This window comes from Mycobacterium sp. NGS67, assembly GCF_059812185.1.
In genome coordinates, this window is sequence record NZ_JCALCF010000002.1 from 203,114 (window position 1) to 222,072 (window position 18,959).

Genomic DNA, 18,959 nt, shown 5'->3' on the forward strand with positions numbered 1-18,959 from the left:
GAATCCTGGGTGTTGAGCGTGAAGCCTGGGCGTTGAGCGTGAAGCCTGGGTGTTGAGGGTGAAGCCTGGGTGGGATCTCGTCGATTTTTCCGCCGTGGGTTCACCCCGAAAGCCGTCATTTCACAATCAACGCCAAGGATGCACACCCAAAGCCGCGGAGGCGCCTGAGCCTTAGTCCGCGCACGTAGGGTGACCTGGTGGCGTGGTGGGTAGGGCGAGCCGAACGGACGCTGACCGCAGACGTGCCCGCGCCCCCGGCCCAGGTACGCGAGTACTACGTCGACCTGGACAACCTCAGGCTGGTGCACCCGCTGATCGTGTCGGTGCAGTTGTTCTCCCGCGACGACACGCCCGCGGGCTACCGGGTGAGCTACCGGGTCGTCGACCGAATCCCGTTGGGGCCGCTGAAAACCAAGGTCCGCTACCGCGCGCGGCTGCACGTGCCGGTCGAGGGCGACGTGCACACCGAAGCCGACCAGTGGCCGGGCGTGCGGCTACGCGCGAAGGTGAGTTTCCAATCCGTCGACGGCGGCACCCGCGTCACCGAGCGGATCCGGTTCGCCGCGCCGCGGCCGTTGGTCGCGTTCACCGTGCGCGAGGCGGTCGACGCGCACACGAAGATGCTCGACGGGATCCGGCGTCACTTCGAATCCCGTTGAGCGGCGGGCTGTTCGACGGATCGGCTAAGACTGGAACGGGTTCTCGGTGGTGAACACGCGGTAGAAGTACGGCAGGTTGTCCGGATCGCCGTAGTCGACGCGTTTGAAGGCCTTGTCGATCGGGTTGGCGCGGGACCGGGTACCGGGGTGGTAAACGGTCAGCCTGCCCAGATGCTGGACGAGGTCGTCGGGTGTCTCGACCCACTGATAGCCGGCGTGGCGGACCATGACTTCACCGAGATAGCAGCCGAACACGAAGATGGACTCGGCCAGAAAGTCCGATCCGGCCGTGCGAAAGCCGTCCAGGATCTCGTCCACCCGGTGCAGCGAGGCCGGGCTGTAGTCGAGCTCGATACCGGCCACCTGTAGGGCCGCAGCGGCGGCGCTTTCGGCCAGTTGGGACGCGGTCGCCGGGCTGGGTGACGCGGGGAGTTGCAGCGCGCGGCCGGTCCACGGCGGCCCGGCGCCTGACTCGGGGATCGGCAGTTGGGCCTGGGGTGCGCTGGTGACTTCCGGCTCCGGCTTGGTCTTGCGGCGCCGGGAAAACCAGCCCATGTCGATGCCTTCTGCTCGTGCTGCGGTGTGTCCGCGACCAGGATACGGACCGGGATGAGCAAATCCGTTGCGTGTCTTGGACTATCCCGCGTGTCCTGACCGAGATCGGAGCGTCCCGCACCTAGGCTTGCGGGGATCAAGAGGAGGGGCAGCGACGTATCGCCACCAAATTCGGCGCCGGACGACCGAATGGTCAGGGCGCAGCAGCGGCAGACGCTGAGCCGGGCGGGACGGACACCGCACCGGCTTCGTCCGCATCCCGTAAACGTTGGGTCGCCCCGGTTCGTCGTGCCGGACGGTCAGCAGTCTGGGACCGGACCGAACGGCACAGCGGCATCCCAGCTTTGGACGGCCTGCGCGCGATAGCGGTCGGGTTGGTCCTGATCGGACACGGCGGCATCCCCGGCGTCGCCGGTGGATTCATCGGTGTCGACATCTTCTTCGTGCTCAGCGGCTTCCTGATCACCTCACTGTTGCTCGACGAACTCGGCCGCAGCGGTCGGATCGACCTGACCGGCTTCTGGATACGACGGGCTCGCCGCCTGCTGCCGGCGCTGCTGCTGATGGTTCTGACGGTCAGCGTGGCCCGCGAGTTCCTGCCGTACCAGTCGCTGAACGGTCTGCGCGGTGACGCGATCGCCGCGTTCTGCTGGATGGCCAACTGGCGGTTTGTGGCTCAGAAGACGGACTATTTCACCCAGGGCGCACCGCCGTCGCCGCTGCAGCACACCTGGTCGCTGGGGGTCGAAGAGCAGTACTACATCGTCTGGCCGGTGCTGCTGATCGCGGTGACCCTGTTGTTGGCGGCCCGCGCCCGGCGCTATTTCGCCAAAACCACCGTCGGGCACGTCCGGTTCGCCGCCTTCGTCATCGCCAGCCTCGGCGTGTTGGCTTCGGCCGCGGCCGCCATCGTGTTCACCAGCGACGCCACCCGCGACCGGATCTACTTCGGCACCGATACCCGGGCGCAGGCGCTGCTGATCGGTGCCGCGGCGTCGGCCCTGCTGGTCCGCGACTGGCCGTCGCTGAACCGGGGATGGTGCCTGATCCGCACCCGGTGGGGGCGGCGCACCGCCCGCCTGCTGCCGATGGTCGGGTTGGCGGTGCTCGCGCTGGTCACGCACTACGCGAAAGGCAGCGCCGGTGAGTTCCGGCACGGACTGCTGATCGTGGTGGCTGTCGCCGCCGTCCTGGTGGTGGCACCCGTCGCGATCGAGCAGCGCGGTGCGGTGGCCCGCGCGCTGGCCTGGCGCCCTCTGGTGTGGCTGGGCACCATCTCCTACGGCGTGTATCTCTGGCACTGGCCGATCTTCCTGGTGCTCAACGGCGAACGCACCGGGTGGTCCGGCGCCGGACTGTTCGCGGCCCGCTGCGCGCTGACGCTGGCGGTGGCCGGCGTCTCCTATTGGGCGATCGAGCAACCGATCGGGCGTTGGCGACCGGAGCGGGTGCCGCTGCTGCCGTTGGCGGCGGCGACCGTCGCCAGCGCCGCCGCGGCGACGATCCTGGTGGTTCCGGTCGGCACGGGACTGCGTGAAGTCGGGCTACCGCCGGGGGTTTCCGCGGTCGCGGCGGTGTCCCCGTCGCCGCCGGGAACCGGCCAGCCCACCGCGGTCCCCGGCCCGCGGGATCCCAACCAGCCGTTCACCGTTTCGGTTTTCGGCGATTCCATCGGCTGGACGATGATGCACTTCCTGCCGCCGACACCCGGCTTCAAGTTCGTCGACCACACCGTCATCGGATGCAGCCTGGTGCGCGGCACGCCGTACCGTTACATCGGCCAGACGCTGGAGCAGCGGACGGAATGCGACACCTGGCCCGGTCGCTGGGCGACGCAGATCAACCAGGACCGGCCCGATGTCGCACTGCTGGTGATCGGCCGGTGGGAGACGGTGGACCGGGTCAACGAGGGCAAGTGGACGCATATCGGCGACCCGGCCTTCGACGCCTACCTCAACTTCGAGCTGAATCGGGCCCTGGACATCGTCGGCTCCACCGGTGTCCGGGTGATGGTGGCCACGGTGCCCTACAGCCGGGGCGGGGAGAAGCCGGACGGCCGGCTGTATCCGGAGGACCAGCCGGATCGGGTCAATCAGTGGAACACAATGCTGCGCAACGCAATTGGGCAGCGCCGGAATGTCGGGATCGTCGACCTGAACAAGAAGCTCGGCCCGGACGGCGTCTACACCGCCAAGGTCGACGGCATCAAGCTGCGCAGCGACGGTGTGCACCTCACCCCGGAAGGGGTCAAATGGCTGCTGCCGTGGCTGGAGGAGTCACTGCGTTAGCCGGTCCAGCAGCTGAGTTCCATGCTGTCGCTGTCCCTGGCGTTGAAGTTGAAGCTGACGTAACCGTTGCCGGGTTCGCGGACGTGGTCCAGATAGGGCCGGGTGTCGGGGGCTTCGGTGTTGTCGGCGATCACCAGCGCGCCCGCGGACAGTGACGGCTCGAGCAGCTTGATCACCGGGACGTACAGGTCTTTCCAGCCGTCGAGCAGGACGAAGTCGACCGGCTCACCCAGCTGTTGGAGCGTGCTCAACGCATCGCCTTCCAGGATGGTGATCACGTCCTGCAATCCGGTGTCGGCGAAGGTCTGCTTGGCCGCGGCGATCTTGGTGTCGCTCAGTTCGGTGGTGATCACCCGGCCGCTGCCGTTGTCGCGCACCGCGGCGGCCAGGTGGATCGCGGAAATGCCGAAGGACATGCCGAATTCGACGACGGTCGCGGGACGGGTAGCCCGCACCAGCGCGTAGAGCAACCGGCCCGCATCGGGAGTCACCGGGATGTAGAACTCGCTCATCGCCTCGGTGCGCTCCTGCGCCGTCATCGGACGGTTGAACTGATCGTGCCGTGCGCGCAACAGCGACATCTGGTCCTTGGCGGCGGTGTACATCCGGTCGAGCGTCGAGGCGACCCGCGGGTCCTGCAGGGTGTTGGGCATGCTTCCGACTGTATGCCCCACTTCGCTGTGACTCCTCGGCTTCGGTTGTGAAGCGACGGCTTTCAGGGTGAGCCCAGGGCGGAAAAATCGCCCGAAATCCCGCCTAGGCTGCCCACGCAAAGCCAAGGATTCACGCTGAAAGCCGAGGATTCACGCGCAAAGCCAAGGATTCACGCTAGAAACGCGGCAACCGCTGGGGTTCAGGCCACGACGTCGATCGGGTCGCCGATGGTGACCATGTTGAAGTACCAGGCGGCGTTGTCCGGGCTCAGGTTGATGCAGCCGTGGCTGACGTTGGCGTAGCCCTGCGAGTTCACCGACCACGGCGCCGAATGCACGTAAACCCCACTGCCCGTGACGCGTACTGCGTACGACGCGGTGATCAGGTACCCGTCCGAGGAATTGAGCGGAATGCCGATGGTGCGGGAGTCCATCACGACGGTGCGTTCCTTGGACATGGCGTTGAAGTTTCCGATCGGCGTCGGACGACTGGGCTTGCCCATCGACGCCGGCATCGTTCGAAGTACCTCCCCGTTGCGGCTGACGGTGAAGGTGTGCGCGGAAATACTGGCCACACCGCGCAATTCGTCGCCGGTCTCGAAGCCCTCCGTCAGCTCCTGCACCCCCACCGACACGCGGGTGTGGCCGGGCCAGTACCGATCCGGTACCCACTGCACGACATTGCCGTCCAGCCACTGGAAGTGGCCGGTCATATTGCTCGGTGAGCTGATGCGGATGGACCGCTCGGCGGCGCGATGATCGGCCACCGGAGCTGTGAAAGTCACCACAACAGGTGTGGCGATGCCTACCACCGCGCCTTGGCTGGGAAACACCGACGCGACAGCGGGAAGCGGATGCGGTACCGGAACGGCGCCGGTGGCGGGGCTGCCCGACCCGGCTGCGGCCATCGTCGTGGTCGCGACCAGGACGAATAAGTAACGAACCGCTCGACGCATGGCCTTCACCCTTCGGGATGGTGCTCGGGATGGTGCGGTGGACACAAGCGAATATTCTAGTGGCTATCCACCCCGAGCGGCCATAGCAAACAATTCGGCATAGCGAGGCGCCGATCAAGTCACCCGAGTGACGCGGGTGACGTCGAAGTGCACGCGGTTCTCAGGCCGCTCGGCCCCCTCACTGGCAAAGCTGGTCGGGCGGCTAGACCGCCCGCCATTGGTCGGGCTTCTTCCTGTCGTCCAGGTGACGGACGCGGGCGACGTGAGGTGCGTGTCCCTGCTGTTTCGCCCACTCGACAGCTTCCTGCTGGGTGTTGAACTCGGCAAGAACGCTGTCTGCGTGTTCTTCCACGACATAGTGGGAAATCGGGTCTCCGTCACGGCCCTTTGGCCGTGGTTCGACGAATACGTGGGCCATGGTGTCTCCTTCTCGGCATCGATCAACCGTTCCTTGAATACCCAGAGTTCGCAGGCATTCTCACTTGGATTGCACGTCGCGCCGCTGGGGGTTGAGGCCGGCCAGGTGGCCGCTCTCCACTCCGGCGGCGGGGTCGAGGGCGCAGTCGATCAGCGCCGGGCCGTTGGACGCCAGCGACTCGGTCAGTGCCGCCTCGAGTTCGCTTGGTGTCGTGACGTGGTAACCCTTGCCGCCGAAGGCTTCTGCGAGCAGTTCGTGCCGGGCGCCGGCGTTGAGGACGGTGGGCGCGGGATCGGCGCCGGTGACGGATTCGTCGCCGCGGTACACACCGCCGTTGTTGAGGATCACCACGGTCACCGGCAATCGGTAGCGGCAGATCGTTTCGATCTCCATGCCGCTGAAACCGAACGCGCTGTCGCCTTCGACGGCGACGACGGGCCGCCCGGTCTCCACCGCGACGGCGATGGCATAGCCCATCCCGATGCCCATCACGCCCCAGGTGCCGGTGTCGAGCCGATGCCGCGGGAGTTCCATCTCGATGACGTTGCGGGTCAGGTCCAGCGCATTGGCACCCTCGTTCACCAGGTAGACGTCCGGATTCTGTTGTAACACACTCCGAATGGCGCCCAGGGCGTTGTAGAACCGCATCGGATGCGGGTTCTCGGCCAGCCTCTCCCGCATCTTCGCGTCGTTGCGGGCTTTGCGTTCGGCGAGCTCGTCGGTCCACCCGGCGTCGACCGCGATCGGATGCTCGGCCAACCCGTCCAGCAACGCCGACATCACCGAACCGATGTCACCGGTCAGCGGCGCCGCGATCGGCTGGTTGCTGTCGAACTCCGCTGGGGCGATGTCGATCTGCACGAACTCGGTCTCCGGCGACCACTGCGGCGATTCCCCATGGCCCAGTAACCAATTCAGCCGTGCCCCGACCAACAGCACCGCATCCGCGCGGGCGATCGCCAGGGAGCGGGCTGCGGCGACCGACTGCGGATGCACGTCGGGCAGCAGGCCTTTGGCCATCGACATCGGCAGGTAAGGGATGCCGGTGGTTTCCACGAACTCCCGAATCACGTTGTCGGCCTGGGCATATGCCGCGCCCTTACCCAGCACGATCAGCGGCCGCCGAGCCCGAGCCAGCACCCGTAGCGCCCGGTCCACCGCGTCGGGTGCCGGCAGTTGCCGCGGGTCCGGGTCGACAACGCGCCAGACCGAAGCGGCGGCCGGTCCGGCCTCCATCACCTGGCCCAGCACTTCCCCGGGGATGTCGAGATACACGCCACCGGGCCGACCGGAGATCGCGGTCCGGACCGCCCGCGCGACACCCCGCCCGATGTCCTGCACCCGGCCGATCCGGTAGGCGGCCTTGACGAACGGGCGCGCCGCGTTGAGTTGGTCGATGTCCTGGTAATCCCCGCGCTGCAGATCGACCACGGACCGCCCGCTGGAGCCGGAGATCTGGATCATCGGAAAGCAGTTGGTGGTGGCATTGGCCAGCGCGGGCAGGCCGTTGAGGAAGCCGGGCCCCGATGTCGTCAGGCACACCCCGGGGCGACGGGTCAGAAAGCCCGCGGCCGCAGCGGCATTGCCGGCCGAGGCCTCATGCCGGAAGCCGATGTAGCGGATCCCGCGGGCCTGCGCGGTCCGTGCCAGGTCGGTGATCGGGATCCCGACGACCCCGTAGATCGTCTCGACGTCGTTGGCCTGCAGCGCGTCCACCACCAGGTGGAAGCCGTCGGTCAGTTCGGCGCTCATGCTGGGTGCTCCTCGTATGTGATGTCTCAGCATCACTGTCGTCGGGTTCGTCGGCCGTGTCCAAGACCCGGTCGCCATCCGATGATCCACGCCGTCTATCGAGACCGGTAGCGGACCGGTATTGGACAGCGAGCGCTCTGGCGCGGCAGGGTGCTGCATATGGCATTCGAACGGCATCCAGGCATCGTGGAGATGATCGCGGCGGCCGCGGGACGCGCACCGGAGGCGGCGGCCCTCGTCGTCACCGCCGATCGCGTCCCGGTCAGCTACCGCGACCTGATCCGACGGGTCGACGACATGGCCGGGAAACTGCGGCAGGCCGGACTGGCATCGGGGGACCGGGTGGGGCTGCGCACCGGCAGCAGCGCCGAATTCGTCGTAGGCCTGTTGGCGGGATTGCGGGCGGGCCTGGTCGTGGTCCCGTTGGATCCGGCGCTGCCGGTGGCCGATCAGCGTGCCCGCAGTGAAGCGGTGGGGGCGCGGGCGGTGCTCGTCGAGGGGACGGGTGACCCGTCGGAGCCGTCGGTGCGATGGTGGCCGATTTCGGTGACCGCCGCCGACAGGGACGGTGGCTGGGCGGCCCACCTGGACGCCGGCACCCCGCCCGACCCGGCCGCTTCCACACCGGCGGGGTTGCGCGACGACGACGCGATGATCATGTTCACCGGCGGCACCACCGGGCTGCCCAAGATGGTTCCCTGGACGCACGACAACATCGCCACCTCGGTACGGGCCGTCGTCGCCGGATACCAACTGACCGAACATGATTCGACGGTCGCGGTGATGCCGCTCTATCACGGCCACGGCCTGATCGCGGCCCTGCTGTCGACGCTGGCCTCCGGTGGAACGGTGCTGTTGCCCGCACGCGGCAAGTTCTCGGCGCACACATTTTGGGATGACATCGACGCCGTCAAGGCCACCTGGTACACCGCGGTGCCGACCATCCACCAGATCCTGCTGGAGCGCGGTTCGCAAAACCGCAGTGCCGCTTTGCGTTTCATCCGCAGTTGCAGTGCTCCGCTGACGCCGGAAGTGGCGCGCGCGCTGCACGCGGAGTTCTCCGCGCCGGTGCTGTGCGCCTTCGGCATGACCGAGGCCACCCACCAGGTGGCCACCACGTCAGCCGATCAGGAGATGAACCCCGCCGTCGCGACCGGTCTGGTCGGGCGCTCCACCGGCCCCGAGATCGGCATCGTCGGCCCCGACGGACAACCCGTCGCGCCGGGCGCGGTCGGAGAGGTGTGGCTGCGCGGGGCCACGGTGGTGCGCGGCTACCTCGGTGACCCCGAGATCACCGCGGCGAACTTCACCGATGGCTGGCTGCGCACCGGAGATCTGGGGACGCTGTCCGAAGCCGGCGACCTCAGCATCCGTGGCCGGATCAAAGAACTCATCAACCGCGGCGGTGAGAAGATCTCACCAGAACGCGTCGAAAGTGTGCTCGCCACCCATCCCAACGTCATGGAAGTGGCGGTGTTCGGGGTGCCGCACCCGATGTACGGCGAAGCGGTGGCCGCGGTGATCGTGCCCCGCGGCGCGGCGCCCACCGCCGAGGAACTGACCCGGTTCTGCCGGGATCGGTTGGCGCCGTTCGAGATTCCGGCCAGCTTCGAGGTGACCGGCGAGTTGCCGCACACCGCGAAGGGATCGCTGGACCGGCGCGCGGTCGCCCAGCGGTTCGGCTCACAGCCGCAGAGCTAAGCGCTGGTCTTCACCCGGGCCGCGGCGGATTCCGGCATCGGTTCGTAGCGGGCGAAGGTGCGGGTGAAGGATGCTGCCCCGTGCGCCAGGGAGCGCAAATCGATGGCATAGCGGGTCAATTCGACCTGCGGCACTTCGGCGTTGACGACGGTGCGCTCGTGGCCGGCGGTGTCGGTGCCCAGCACCCGGCCGCGACGGCTGGACAGGTCGCCCATCACCGCACCCACGTAGTCATCGGGCACCAGCACCGAGATCTCGTCGATGGGTTCGAGCAGGATCACCTTCGTCGCCGCCGCGGCCTCGCGCAGCGCCAGCGCGCCGGCCATCTGAAACGCGAAGTCCGACGAGTCGACGCTGTGCGCCTTGCCGTCGAACAGCGTGACCCGCAGGTCGACTACCGGATACCCGGCGTGCACACCCTTGTCCATCTGGGCGCGCACCCCCTTCTCCACACTCGGGATGAAGTTGCGCGGCACCGCCCCACCGACCACCTTGTCGACGAACTCGAACCCCGAACCCTCCGGCAACGGCTCGACCTCGATGTCGCACACCGCGTACTGGCCATGGCCGCCGGACTGCTTGACATGGCGACCGTGCCCTTTGGCCTTGCCGCCCAAGGTTTCTCGCAGCGGCACGCGCAGCTCGACGGTATCTACCGTCACCCCGTACCGGTTGGCCAGGGCATCTAGCACGACGCCGGCATGGGCCTCTCCCATGCACCAGAGCACCACCTGATGGGTCTCCGGGTTCTGCTCGATGCGCAACGTCGGGTCTTCGGCCGCCAACCGGCTCAACCCGACCGACAATTTGTCCTCATCGGTCTTGGCGTGCGCCGCAATTGCGATCGGCAGCAACGGTTCTGGCATCGTCCACGGCTTGAGCACCAACGGCTCGGACTTGTCGGACAACGTGTCGCCGGTTTCGGCGCGGCTCAGCTTGCCGATCGCGCAGATGTCGCCGGCCACCACGGCGGGCGCGGGCCGCTGCTGTTTTCCGAGCGGGAACGACAGCACCCCGATGCGCTCGTCTTCGTCGTGGTCGGGGTGGTTGCCGCCGTGACCGTTGGCGGTGCCGAAGAAGGACGAGAAGTGGCCCGACACATGAACCGTGGCATCGGGTTTGATCCTCCCGGAGAACACCCGGACCAGGCTGACCCGCCCGACATAGGGATCCGAGGTGGTCTTGACCACCTCGGCCAGCAGCGGCGCGTCGACGTCGCAGGCCAACTCGTCGTGCGCGGCGCCCTGCGGGGTGAACACCTCCGGCAGGGGATGTTCCATCGGGGACGGGAAGCCGCGGGTGGCGACCTCGAGCAGTTCGAGGGTGCCGACGCCGGTGCTGCTGCACACCGGGATCACCGGGAAGAACGAGCCGCGCGCGACGGCCTTCTCGAGATCCTGGATCAGCACCGATTCGTCGATCGTCTCGCCGGCCAGGTAGCGCTCCATCAAGGATTCGTCCTCGGACTCTTCGATGATCCCTTCGATCAGGCTGCCACGCGCCTCCTCGATGCGGTCGGCGTCGGACTCGTCGGGCGCAGACGTGGTGCGGCGGCCGTCGGCGTAGCTGTACCGGGTTTGCGACAACAGCCCGATCAAGCCTGGGGAACCGGGCGGGCCGGTCGGCAGATACAACGGTAAGACCTTGTCGCCGAACGCATTCTGCGCCCCGGCGAGCGCCTCGGGGTAGTCGGCACGGGCGTGGTCGAGCTTGGTGATGACCACGGCTCGGGGCATCCCGACCTGGCTGCATTCCTGCCACAGCGACTTGGTCGGCTCGTCGACGGCCTCATTGGCGGCGATCACAAACAGGGCGCAGTCGGCAGCGCGCAACCCGGCGCGCAACTCCCCGACGAAGTCGGCGTATCCGGGTGTGTCGATGAGGTTGACCTTGACGCCGTCGTACGCCAGCGAGGCCACCGCGACACCGACCGAGCGTTGCTGGCGGATTTCGGCCTCGTCGAAGTCGCAGACGGTGCTGCCCTCGGTGACCGATCCCGGCCGGGACAACACCCCGCCGGCGACCAGCAGTGCCTCGATCAGGGTGGTCTTCCCGCCGCCGGAGGGTCCGACCAGCACGACATTGCGGATGCCGTCGGGACCGCTCGCGGTGGGGGCCGTCCCCTGAGCAGCAGCACTGACTCTGTCGGCCATGACGTTCCTCCAGTTCTCCCGCGGTACGGGTGATCCAGCTCACAGGGCGCAGGTTCAACTTTTCTCCCAACCGACGCCCAGCACAAGGGTCGAGGCGCCCGCCGGGGGATCGACGCGCGGACGGGTCCCCGCGTCGTTCAGTCCCCGCCGGGCCTCAGGCGTGCCAACCCGACCAGCGCCGCACCGTCACCGCGATGACCGGACCGTCCAGTGAAACCGATTGGTACTGAGGGTATTTGGCGCGCAGCAGCCGGTATCCGGTGTGCAGCACCGGGCCGTCGCGGGCGATCGTGGCGCTGCCGTCGGCGCGGACCCACCACAGCCTCGTCCAGTCGGCGTCGTAATGATCGACGAGCAGGCTCACCGCCGGGTTGCTTTCGATGTTGGCCAGCCGGCGCAGCCGCCGAGTGCTCTTCGGTTTGGCGTCGACCGCGGTGTAGACGACGGCTGCGGCTTCTTCGTGGCAAACCGCGAACACCACCGGCACCAGATGCGGGACGCCCTCGGCGGTGACCGTGGCCAACCGCGCGACCGGCGACCGCGCGAACCAGTCCGCCGGGTCGAATTCCACCCGGCCAGCTTATGAGCGGGACAGTGATTAAAGTCACCGGTCCGGTTGGACGATTAGGCAATTTCCGCCTCGGTGCCAGGTTTTGGCTCGATCGGGCGCCATTCGACCCATATCGCTAACTGAATTTTCCCGATTCCGCGGCTGACCTCCGTATCAAATGGGTATTTGGATTACGGTGGTGACACCAAACGCCGCGACCGGACTCACGGCTGGGACATGCGGTAATCGATCCGACGCAGGAGGTTCTACGGGATGAACACAATGCGCCACCGTTCGCTGAGCTGGGTTATCGCCCTGCTGACTCTGGTCGGATTGAGCCTGGCTATTCCGCCGGCGCCCGCGTCGGCAACGCCATTGAAAGAATTCCCGGCCAAACCACTCGACCCGGCGGCCACCGTCGCACAGGTGGGTCCGCAGGTGGTCAACATCAACACCAAGTTGGGCTACAACAATGCGGTGGGCGCCGGCACCGGCATCGTCATCGACCCGAACGGTGTGGTGTTGACGAATAACCACGTGATTTCCGGCGCCACCGACATCAGCGCGTTCAGCGTCGGTGACGGCCGGACCTACGGCGTGGACGTGATCGGGTACGACCGCAGCCAGGATGTCGCGCTGATCCAGCTGCGCGGCGCCGGTGGCGTCCCGACCGCCGCGATCGGCGGTCCGGTGAGCGTCGGCGAGCCGGTGGTGGCGCTGGGCAACACGGGCGGACAGGGCGGTACCCCACGCGCGGTGCCCGGCAAGGTGATCGCCGTGAACCAAACCGTCCAGGCGTCGGACGCGCTGACCGGGGCCGAGGAGACCCTTAACGGTCTGATCCAGTTCGACGGCGCGATCGCGCCCGGCGACTCCGGCGGCCCGGTGGTCAACAGTGCCGGTCAGGTCGTCGGCGTCAACACGGCCGCCTCCGAAAGCTTCCAGCTGCAGGGCGGGCAGGGCTTCGCCATTCCGATCGGCACCGCGATGGGCATCGCCAATCAGATCCGCAGCGGCGGCGGTTCGCCCACCGTGCACGTCGGCCCCACTGCGTTCCTCGGTCTCGGCGTCGTCGACAACGGCGGCAACGGTGCACGGGTGCAACGCGTGGTGGGCACCGCGCCCGCGGCGTCCGTCGGGATCTCCAACGGCGACGTCATCACCGCGATCGACGGCGTGCCGATCAACTCGGCCACCGCGCTCTCGGACGCGCTCACCCCGCACCATCCCGGAGATGTGATCTCGATCAGCTTCACCACCAAGTCGGGTGTCGCGCGCACCGAGAACGTGACCCTGGCCGAGGGACCGCCGGCCTGATCTCGAGTTGCGACGAGCGAAACCTTTTGGTATTAGCGGCAATTCACGATTTTGTTCCAGGCATGTTGCCATCCGGTGATTCTTAGCCGGGTGGGTCGGGTACCCGTGGCATCGTGGAATTGATGAACGACGAGAGAGATGCCGTCCGGCACGATCCCGCGCACGATCCCTCTCATGATCCCTCAGAGGGCAGTCACGTCGAGGGGGGTGTCGTCGAGCATCCGAACGTCGAGGACTTCGGCAACGCGGCCGCCCTGCCCGCCGACCCGACCTGGTTCAAACACGCGGTCTTCTACGAGGTGCTGGTCCGGGCGTTCTTCGACTCGAACGCCGACGGCTCCGGTGACCTGCGCGGACTGATCGATCGCCTGGACTATCTGCAATGGCTCGGTGTCGACTGCCTGTGGCTCCCGCCGTTCTACGACTCGCCGCTGCGGGACGGCGGCTACGACATCCGCGACTTCTACAAGGTGCTGCCCGAGTTCGGCACGGTGGAGGATTTCGTCGCGCTGATCGACGAAGCGCACCAGCGGGGCATCCGGGTGATCACCGACCTGGTGATGAACCACACATCGGATTCGCATCCCTGGTTTCAGGAATCCCGGCGCGACCCCGACGGCCCGTACGGCGACTTCTACATGTGGAGCGACACCAGCGAGAAGTACAAGGACGCCCGGATCATTTTCGTCGACACCGAGGAGTCGAACTGGACGTTCGACCCCGTCCGCCGCCAGTTCTACTGGCACCGGTTCTTCTCCCATCAACCGGACCTGAACTACGACAGCCCGGCCGTGCAAGAGGCGATGATCGACGTCATCCGGTTCTGGCTCGGCCTGGGCATCGACGGATTCCGGCTGGACGCGGTGCCCTATCTGTTCGCCCGGGAGAACACCAACTGCGAGAACCTGCCCGAGACGCACGCCTTCCTCAAGCGGTGCCGCAAGGTGGTCGACGACGAATACCCCGGCCGGGTGCTGCTGGCCGAGGCGAACCAGTGGCCGGCCGACGTGGTCGAGTATTTCGGCGACCCCAGTACCGGCGGCGACGAATGCCACATGGCGTTCCACTTCCCACTGATGCCACGCATCTTCATGGCGGTGCGCCGCGAGTCCCGGTTCCCGATCTCGGAGATCCTGGCCCAGACGCCGGCGATCCCCGATATGGCGCAGTGGGGGATCTTCCTGCGTAACCACGACGAACTGACCCTGGAGATGGTCAGCGACGAGGAACGCGACTACATGTACTCCGAGTACGCCAAGGATCCGCGGATGAAGGCCAACGTCGGCATCCGGCGGCGGCTGGCACCGCTGCTGGAGAACGACTTCAACCAGATGCGGCTGTTCAACGCGCTGCTGCTGTCGCTGCCCGGTTCGCCGGTGCTCTATTACGGCGACGAGATCGGCATGGGTGACGTCATCTGGCTGGGTGACCGCGACGGGGTGCGCACCCCGATGCAGTGGACCCCCGACCGCAACGCGGGATTCTCGAAAGCCAACCCCGGCCGGTTGTATCTGCCGACGATCCAGGATTCGGTGTACGGCTATCAGGCGGTCAACGTCGAAGCCCAACGCGACACCTCGACGTCGCTGCTGAACTGGACCCGCACCATGCTCGCGGTGCGACGCCGCCACGACGCGTTCGCCATCGGGTCTTTCCACGAACTCGGTGGGTCCAACCCGTCGGTCCTGGCCTACGTCCGCGAGGTCCCCCGCGAAGACGGGGAAGACGACGTCGTCCTGTGCGTGAACAACCTGTCGCGGTTCCCTCAGCCCATCGAACTGAACCTGCAGCAGTGGAACGGCTACACACCCATCGAACTGACCGGACAGGTGGAGTTTCCGCGGATCGGGCATCTGCCGTATCTGCTGACGCTGCCGGGGCACGGGTTCTACTGGTTCCAGCTGTCCGCAATCGAGGAGGACCATGAATCGCATCGGTGACGCGGGGCAGTTGCCTTGGTCGCATTGGTTGCCGCAGCAACGCTGGTATGCCGGCCGCAACCGCCAACTGTCGAGCGTCGCGCCCGCGGTGGTCGTGCCGTTGCGCAATGACCTGGACCTGGTGCTGCTCGACGTCGCCTACACGGACGGTTCCACCGAGCGTTACCAGGTGATCGTCGGCTGGGACACCCAGCCCGTCTCGGAGTTCAGCAACCAGGCCACCATCGGCGAAGCCGGCGGGCACACCGGCTTCGACGCGCTCTACGACGGCGCCGCACCGTGCTTCCTGCTGTCACTGATCGACGCGGGGGAGGTTCGGGACTCGCCCGATCTGCGGGTGAAGTTCAGCCGGGAACCCGACATCGAACTGCCGGTGGACGCCTACCCCCGGGTTTCCGACGCCGAGCAGAGCAACACCAGCGTGATCTTCGACCGGACGCCGGCGGCGATTCTGAAGATATTCCGCCGGGTCAGCGCGGGGATCAATCCCGACATCGAGCTGAACCGGGTGCTCGGCCGCGCCGGAAACCCGCACGTGGCCCGGTTGCTGGGCAGCTACGAGATCGGCGCGCCGGACGCTGCGCCGGAGTCCGCGTCCCCGCTGGGCATGGTCACCGCCTTCGCCGGCAACGCGGCCGAAGGGTGGGCCATGGCGACCGCCAGCGTGCGCGATCTGTTCGCCGAGGGTGACCTGTACGCCCACGAAGTCGGCGGGGACTTCGCCGGTGAGTCCTATCGGCTCGGCGAAGCGGTGGCCTCGGTGCACACCACTTTGGCGGAATCGCTGGGGACGTCGCAGGCGCCCTTCCCGCTGGACCACATGCTGGCGCGCCTGTCGGCTTCGGCGGCCGCGGTCTCCGAACTCGACGAGTACGTACCGACCATTCAGGAGCGTCTCGGCAAGCTCGCCGACGAGCAGATCACCGTCCAGCGCGTGCACGGCGACCTGCACCTGGGTCAGGTGCTGCGTACCCCGGAGAGCTGGGTGCTGATCGACTTCGAGGGTGAACCGGGTCAGTCGGTGGCCGAGCGGCGCGCCCCGGATTCGCCGATGCGCGACGTGGCCGGCGTGCTGCGGTCCTTCGAGTACGCCGCGTACGGGCCGTTGGTGGATCAGGGCTCCGACAAACACGACAAGCAGCTGGCGGCCCGCGCCCGGGAATGGGTCGAACGCAACCGCGCCGCATTCTGCGACGGTTACGCCGCCGCGTCGGGAACCGACCCCCGGGATTCGGCGCTGCTGCTGGCGGCCTACGAGCTGGACAAGGCGGTGTACGAGACCGGCTACGAGTCCCGGCACCGACCCACCTGGCTGCCGATACCGTTGCGCTCGATCGCGCGCCTGGCCACCGCCTGACCTTCGCCGTTATGCCCGTCGGGCGCAGCTCTGGAAGCATGCTCGTGTGCAGAAGGAGATGTATGACAGCGAGGCCAGGTTGTCCTGGCTACTGGCCGCGCTGGCCGGCGTGCTGGGCGCCACCGCGTTCAGCCACTCCGAGGGTTATTTCGTGACGTTCATGACGGGCAACGCGCAGCGCGCGGTGCTCGGGGTGTTCCGCGACGACGTCTGGCTGTCGATCACTGCGGGCACGTTGTTGCTGTGCTTTTTGGCCGGCGTGGTGGTGTCGTCGGTCTGCCGGCGGCGGTACTGGGCGGCGCACCCGCACGGTCCGACGGTGTTGACGACGTTCGCGCTGGTGTTCGCGACGGGCCTGGACATCGTGTTGGGCGGCTGGGAGGAGACCATGCTCGACTTCGTGCCGGTCATGTTCGTGGTGTTCGGGGTCGGCGCGTTGAACACGTCTTTCGTCAAGGACGGCGAAGTGTCGGTTCCGTTGAGCTATGTGACCGGGACGCTGGTCAAGATGGGGCAGGGGATCGAACGCCACGTCGCCGGCGGCAAGATCGAGGACTGGTTCGGGTACTTCATGATGCTCGCGACCTTCATGTCGGGCGCGGCCATCGGCGGAGCGATCAGCCTGGTGACCAGCGGGACCCAGATGCTGGGTGTGGCGGCGTTCGTGTGCGCGGTGACGACCTGTTACACCTACCTGCACGCCGACCGGCGCGGCCTGCTGGACAAGCCGAACTGACCACCTGACCTTCGAGACGGCGCGACCCCGCGTGTTCGGTGTTCGGTATTGACCGATGGCCGATGTTATGAGAGGCTAGCTTCGTGGCACGATCGCCTCAACATGGCGACGGCGCAGTAGAGGATCTAGCCGAGGCTGTCGCCTCCGTGGGCTTAAGGCTTGTGCCTGCAGCCGAACTTGGTGATCCAACGGCTGACGCCGTCATCGTGTTGCCTGATGACCGCCAGCTGGTGGTGATGGTCAAGAACTCTGCGCTGGTAAGCGCGAAGGGATTGCGTGATCAGCTGAAAATGTGGCGTGAGCGACTACCGACCGATGCCGTCGGGGTGGTGGTAGCGGACCGAATCACCGCGGACGCGCGCGAAGAACTGCGCGCCGCCGGCTGGGGTTGGTTGGACAATCGCGGCCACCTACGCCTCGTGTCCAAGGGACTGCTGGTAGACACCAGCGTGCCGGCAGCTACGCGTTTGCCCCGCCGGCGCGAGCCCTTCGCTGGCAAAGTCGGCGTTGAAGTCGCATCTGCAATGCTGCTTAATCCCAATCAGCCGCTGGCCATCCGTCCTCTGGCGAGTCAAATCGCCCGCGCCGCGAGCTCCGTCTCCGACGCCGTTGCCGCGCTCCGTGAGGCAAATCTGATCAACGCGGCTGGCAAGCCCAAGACACCAGAGTTGTTCTGGGAGCTTGCTTCCGTGTGGAAGCCGACCGAACTTGCCGTTGCCAGTGAGCCGCGAAACGGAGAGCTTCTTGACGCGTTGCGTGTGAATTTCGACGACTTCGACACGCTGGGTTGGGCGCTGAGCGATTCCCGCGCGGCCGCGGTGTACGGCGCGCCCATCGCGATCAAGGCAAGTCATCCGCCCGTGCTCTATGTGCCCGACGAGCGCGTGATGCGCCGGGCAGCCCACGTGCTTGGACCCGCGCCCGAAAACACGACACCGGTGGCCGTCTTGCGTATCGCACCCACACCTCTGGTTTGCACACACCGGCAGGACCCTGTGGACTATTACGGCAACGGCAACAGCGAGCACTGGCCGATGACCCGTCCACTGTTCGTTGCGCTGGACTTGGCTCAGGACAAGGGCCGCGGGCGGGAGATCTTGGCCGATTGGAGTCCACCAGGTCCGTGGTCTCGTGTCTGGTAGGCGGAACCTCACTCCGCGAGTTGAGCTACTGGGTAACCAGATGTCGGCGCTTGTCTGTGCAATCCGCACAACCCAGACTCTGATCGGGCGACCCGTAACCGTGATCGGCGGTTTGGCGGTCTTATGCCGTATCAGTAGCCCGCACCGGACCACCAGCGACCTCGACATTGTGAACCGCCGCAAGAATCATGAAGACCCTCAGCTCGAACTGCTGTTATCGAAGAGCGCGCCCGCCGAAGGACGCAACGGAGCTCTGGTCTCAACGCCGCTGGGACACGTGATCGTCGACGTCTTGGAAGTGGCCGACGCTGATTTCGACCCTTTGCCCCAGGAGCCCACCGGCCGGCTATACGTGCTGTCCCACGACTGGGCTGCCGCTACCGCCACGCCGGTCATCATCGCAGTGCACGGCGAGGCTGATATGGAAGTTGCGGTTGCCGAGCCCGGTCCGCTGGTCGCCATGAAATTGCAGGCGACCTTCGACCGCAGTAAGGCGAAGGAGGGCACGGACCTACTCGACATCGTCCGTCTTACCTTAGATCGAGAGTCGGGCCCCTTAGTGCGAGAACAGCTTTCGCTGTCCGAGCGTCGACTCGCTCGAGACATCGCACTCCACGTGGACTTTTGTTTTCACGCACATGCCGAGCGGTCGTTGTCGCTAATCAACGCGATTCCCGAAGGTGCCGCCACGCAACTCGACGACATCCACCTCGCCGGTGAGCTGCTAAGCGCCGCACTGCGGCGGTAGAGGGGGGCCGACGACGCACGCGCAGCCTTTGAAG

Annotated in this window: 16 protein-coding genes; 9 read left to right on the forward strand and 7 right to left on the reverse strand. The window is 66.8% G+C overall.

All coding sequences use genetic code 11. The annotated features are described in order from the left end of the window. The first annotated feature begins 197 nt into the window (after positions 1 to 197). Complete coding sequence (locus tag AC5Y4D_RS02460) at positions 198 to 659, forward strand: SRPBCC family protein (RefSeq protein WP_500036255.1); 462 nt, start codon at positions 198 to 200, stop codon at positions 657 to 659. A 24-nt stretch (positions 660 to 683) separates the two neighbouring features. On the opposite strand, the gene AC5Y4D_RS02465 is transcribed toward AC5Y4D_RS02460, so the two are convergent. After that, the gene (locus AC5Y4D_RS02465) at positions 684 to 1,214 is read right to left on the reverse strand and encodes a hypothetical protein (protein ID WP_500036256.1); all 531 of its coding nucleotides are present in this window, start codon (positions 1,212 to 1,214) and stop codon (positions 684 to 686) included. A 335-nt stretch (positions 1,215 to 1,549) separates the two neighbouring features. On the opposite strand from AC5Y4D_RS02465, the gene AC5Y4D_RS02470 reads away from it, so the two are divergent. Continuing rightward, the gene (locus tag AC5Y4D_RS02470; protein WP_500036295.1) at positions 1,550 to 3,502 is read left to right on the forward strand and encodes an SGNH/GDSL hydrolase family protein; all 1,953 of its coding nucleotides are present in this window, start codon (positions 1,550 to 1,552) and stop codon (positions 3,500 to 3,502) included. Here the strand turns inward: AC5Y4D_RS02470 and AC5Y4D_RS02475 are convergent. From AC5Y4D_RS02475 to oxc, 4 genes are all read right to left on the reverse strand, one after another. Next, positions 3,499 to 4,155, reverse strand: a complete 657-nt coding sequence (locus AC5Y4D_RS02475) for an O-methyltransferase (RefSeq protein ID WP_500036257.1) — start codon at positions 4,153 to 4,155, stop codon at positions 3,499 to 3,501. The two genes, AC5Y4D_RS02470 and AC5Y4D_RS02475, sit on opposite strands and share 4 nt — an antisense overlap. Positions 4,156 to 4,355: 200 nt before the next feature. Then, positions 4,356 to 5,111: a L,D-transpeptidase gene (locus tag AC5Y4D_RS02480; protein ID WP_499943870.1), complete on the reverse strand. Its 756-nt coding sequence runs from the start codon at positions 5,109 to 5,111 to the stop codon at positions 4,356 to 4,358. A 202-nt stretch (positions 5,112 to 5,313) separates the two neighbouring features. Continuing rightward, a complete protein-coding gene (locus AC5Y4D_RS02485; RefSeq protein ID WP_499943871.1) occupies positions 5,314 to 5,529 on the reverse strand; it encodes a hypothetical protein in 216 nt (71 codons plus the stop codon). Between the two features lie 60 nt (positions 5,530 to 5,589). After that, on the reverse strand, positions 5,590 to 7,281 hold the full coding sequence (gene oxc, locus AC5Y4D_RS02490) for an oxalyl-CoA decarboxylase (RefSeq protein WP_500036258.1): 1,692 nt from the start codon (positions 7,279 to 7,281) through the stop codon (positions 5,590 to 5,592). Between the two features lie 159 nt (positions 7,282 to 7,440). Here oxc and AC5Y4D_RS02495 point away from each other — a divergent pair, with 159 nt between their 5' ends. Beyond that, on the forward strand, positions 7,441 to 8,982 hold the full coding sequence (locus AC5Y4D_RS02495) for a FadD7 family fatty acid--CoA ligase (RefSeq protein ID WP_500036259.1): 1,542 nt from the start codon (positions 7,441 to 7,443) through the stop codon (positions 8,980 to 8,982). Here the strand turns inward: AC5Y4D_RS02495 and AC5Y4D_RS02500 are convergent. After that, on the reverse strand, positions 8,979 to 11,135 hold the full coding sequence (locus AC5Y4D_RS02500) for an elongation factor G-like protein EF-G2 (protein ID WP_500036260.1): 2,157 nt from the start codon (positions 11,133 to 11,135) through the stop codon (positions 8,979 to 8,981). The two genes, AC5Y4D_RS02495 and AC5Y4D_RS02500, sit on opposite strands and share 4 nt — an antisense overlap. 154 nt (positions 11,136 to 11,289) lie before the next feature. Continuing rightward, positions 11,290 to 11,706: a TIGR03668 family PPOX class F420-dependent oxidoreductase gene (locus AC5Y4D_RS02505; RefSeq protein ID WP_500036261.1), complete on the reverse strand. Its 417-nt coding sequence runs from the start codon at positions 11,704 to 11,706 to the stop codon at positions 11,290 to 11,292. 252 nt (positions 11,707 to 11,958) lie between these two features. On the opposite strand from AC5Y4D_RS02505, the gene AC5Y4D_RS02510 reads away from it, so the two are divergent. The 6 genes from AC5Y4D_RS02510 (at position 11,959) to AC5Y4D_RS02535 (ending at position 18,925) form a co-directional block, all read left to right on the forward strand. Next, entirely contained in the window at positions 11,959 to 13,002 is a 1,044-nt protein-coding gene (locus tag AC5Y4D_RS02510; protein ID WP_500036262.1) for a S1C family serine protease, read from the forward strand. Positions 13,003 to 13,124: 122 nt separating this feature from the next. Then, entirely contained in the window at positions 13,125 to 14,942 is a 1,818-nt protein-coding gene (gene treS / locus AC5Y4D_RS02515) for a maltose alpha-D-glucosyltransferase (protein WP_499943879.1), read from the forward strand. Further along, entirely contained in the window at positions 14,926 to 16,299 is a 1,374-nt protein-coding gene (locus AC5Y4D_RS02520; protein ID WP_500036263.1) for a maltokinase N-terminal cap-like domain-containing protein, read from the forward strand. The genes treS and AC5Y4D_RS02520 overlap by 17 nt, the downstream gene beginning before the upstream one ends. A gap of 46 nt (positions 16,300 to 16,345) precedes the next feature. Then, positions 16,346 to 17,035 (forward strand): YoaK family protein, encoded by a 690-nt coding sequence (locus AC5Y4D_RS02525; RefSeq protein WP_500036264.1) that lies wholly within the window; start codon positions 16,346 to 16,348, stop codon positions 17,033 to 17,035. 161 nt (positions 17,036 to 17,196) lie between these two features. Beyond that, positions 17,197 to 18,177: a transcriptional regulator gene (locus AC5Y4D_RS02530; protein WP_500036265.1), complete on the forward strand. Its 981-nt coding sequence runs from the start codon at positions 17,197 to 17,199 to the stop codon at positions 18,175 to 18,177. A 40-nt stretch (positions 18,178 to 18,217) separates the two neighbouring features. Beyond that, positions 18,218 to 18,925, forward strand: a complete 708-nt coding sequence (locus AC5Y4D_RS02535; protein ID WP_500036266.1) for a prevent-host-death protein — start codon at positions 18,218 to 18,220, stop codon at positions 18,923 to 18,925. The last annotated feature ends 34 nt before the right edge of the window (positions 18,926 to 18,959 follow it).

What these genes read in the sequence shown, in the direction of transcription:
- AC5Y4D_RS02465 (WP_500036256.1), bottom strand. Translation starts at nt 1,214, where the DNA reads ATGGGCTGGTTTTCCCGGCGCCGCAAGACCAAGCCGGAGCCGGAAGTC.
- AC5Y4D_RS02475 (WP_500036257.1), bottom strand. Translation starts at nt 4,155, where the DNA reads ATGCCCAACACCCTGCAGGACCCGCGGGTCGCCTCGACGCTCGACCGG.
- AC5Y4D_RS02480 (WP_499943870.1), bottom strand. Translation starts at nt 5,111, where the DNA reads ATGCGTCGAGCGGTTCGTTACTTATTCGTCCTGGTCGCGACCACGACG.
- AC5Y4D_RS02485 (WP_499943871.1), bottom strand. Translation starts at nt 5,529, where the DNA reads ATGGCCCACGTATTCGTCGAACCACGGCCAAAGGGCCGTGACGGAGAC.
- oxc (WP_500036258.1), bottom strand. Translation starts at nt 7,281, where the DNA reads ATGAGCGCCGAACTGACCGACGGCTTCCACCTGGTGGTGGACGCGCTG.
- AC5Y4D_RS02495 (WP_500036259.1), top strand. Translation starts at nt 7,441, where the DNA reads ATGGCATTCGAACGGCATCCAGGCATCGTGGAGATGATCGCGGCGGCC.
- AC5Y4D_RS02500 (WP_500036260.1), bottom strand. Translation starts at nt 11,135, where the DNA reads ATGGCCGACAGAGTCAGTGCTGCTGCTCAGGGGACGGCCCCCACCGCG.
- AC5Y4D_RS02510 (WP_500036262.1), top strand. Translation starts at nt 11,959, where the DNA reads ATGAACACAATGCGCCACCGTTCGCTGAGCTGGGTTATCGCCCTGCTG.
- treS (WP_499943879.1), top strand. Translation starts at nt 13,125, where the DNA reads ATGAACGACGAGAGAGATGCCGTCCGGCACGATCCCGCGCACGATCCC.
- AC5Y4D_RS02520 (WP_500036263.1), top strand. Translation starts at nt 14,926, where the DNA reads ATGAATCGCATCGGTGACGCGGGGCAGTTGCCTTGGTCGCATTGGTTG.
- AC5Y4D_RS02535 (WP_500036266.1), top strand. Translation starts at nt 18,218, where the DNA reads ATGTCGGCGCTTGTCTGTGCAATCCGCACAACCCAGACTCTGATCGGG.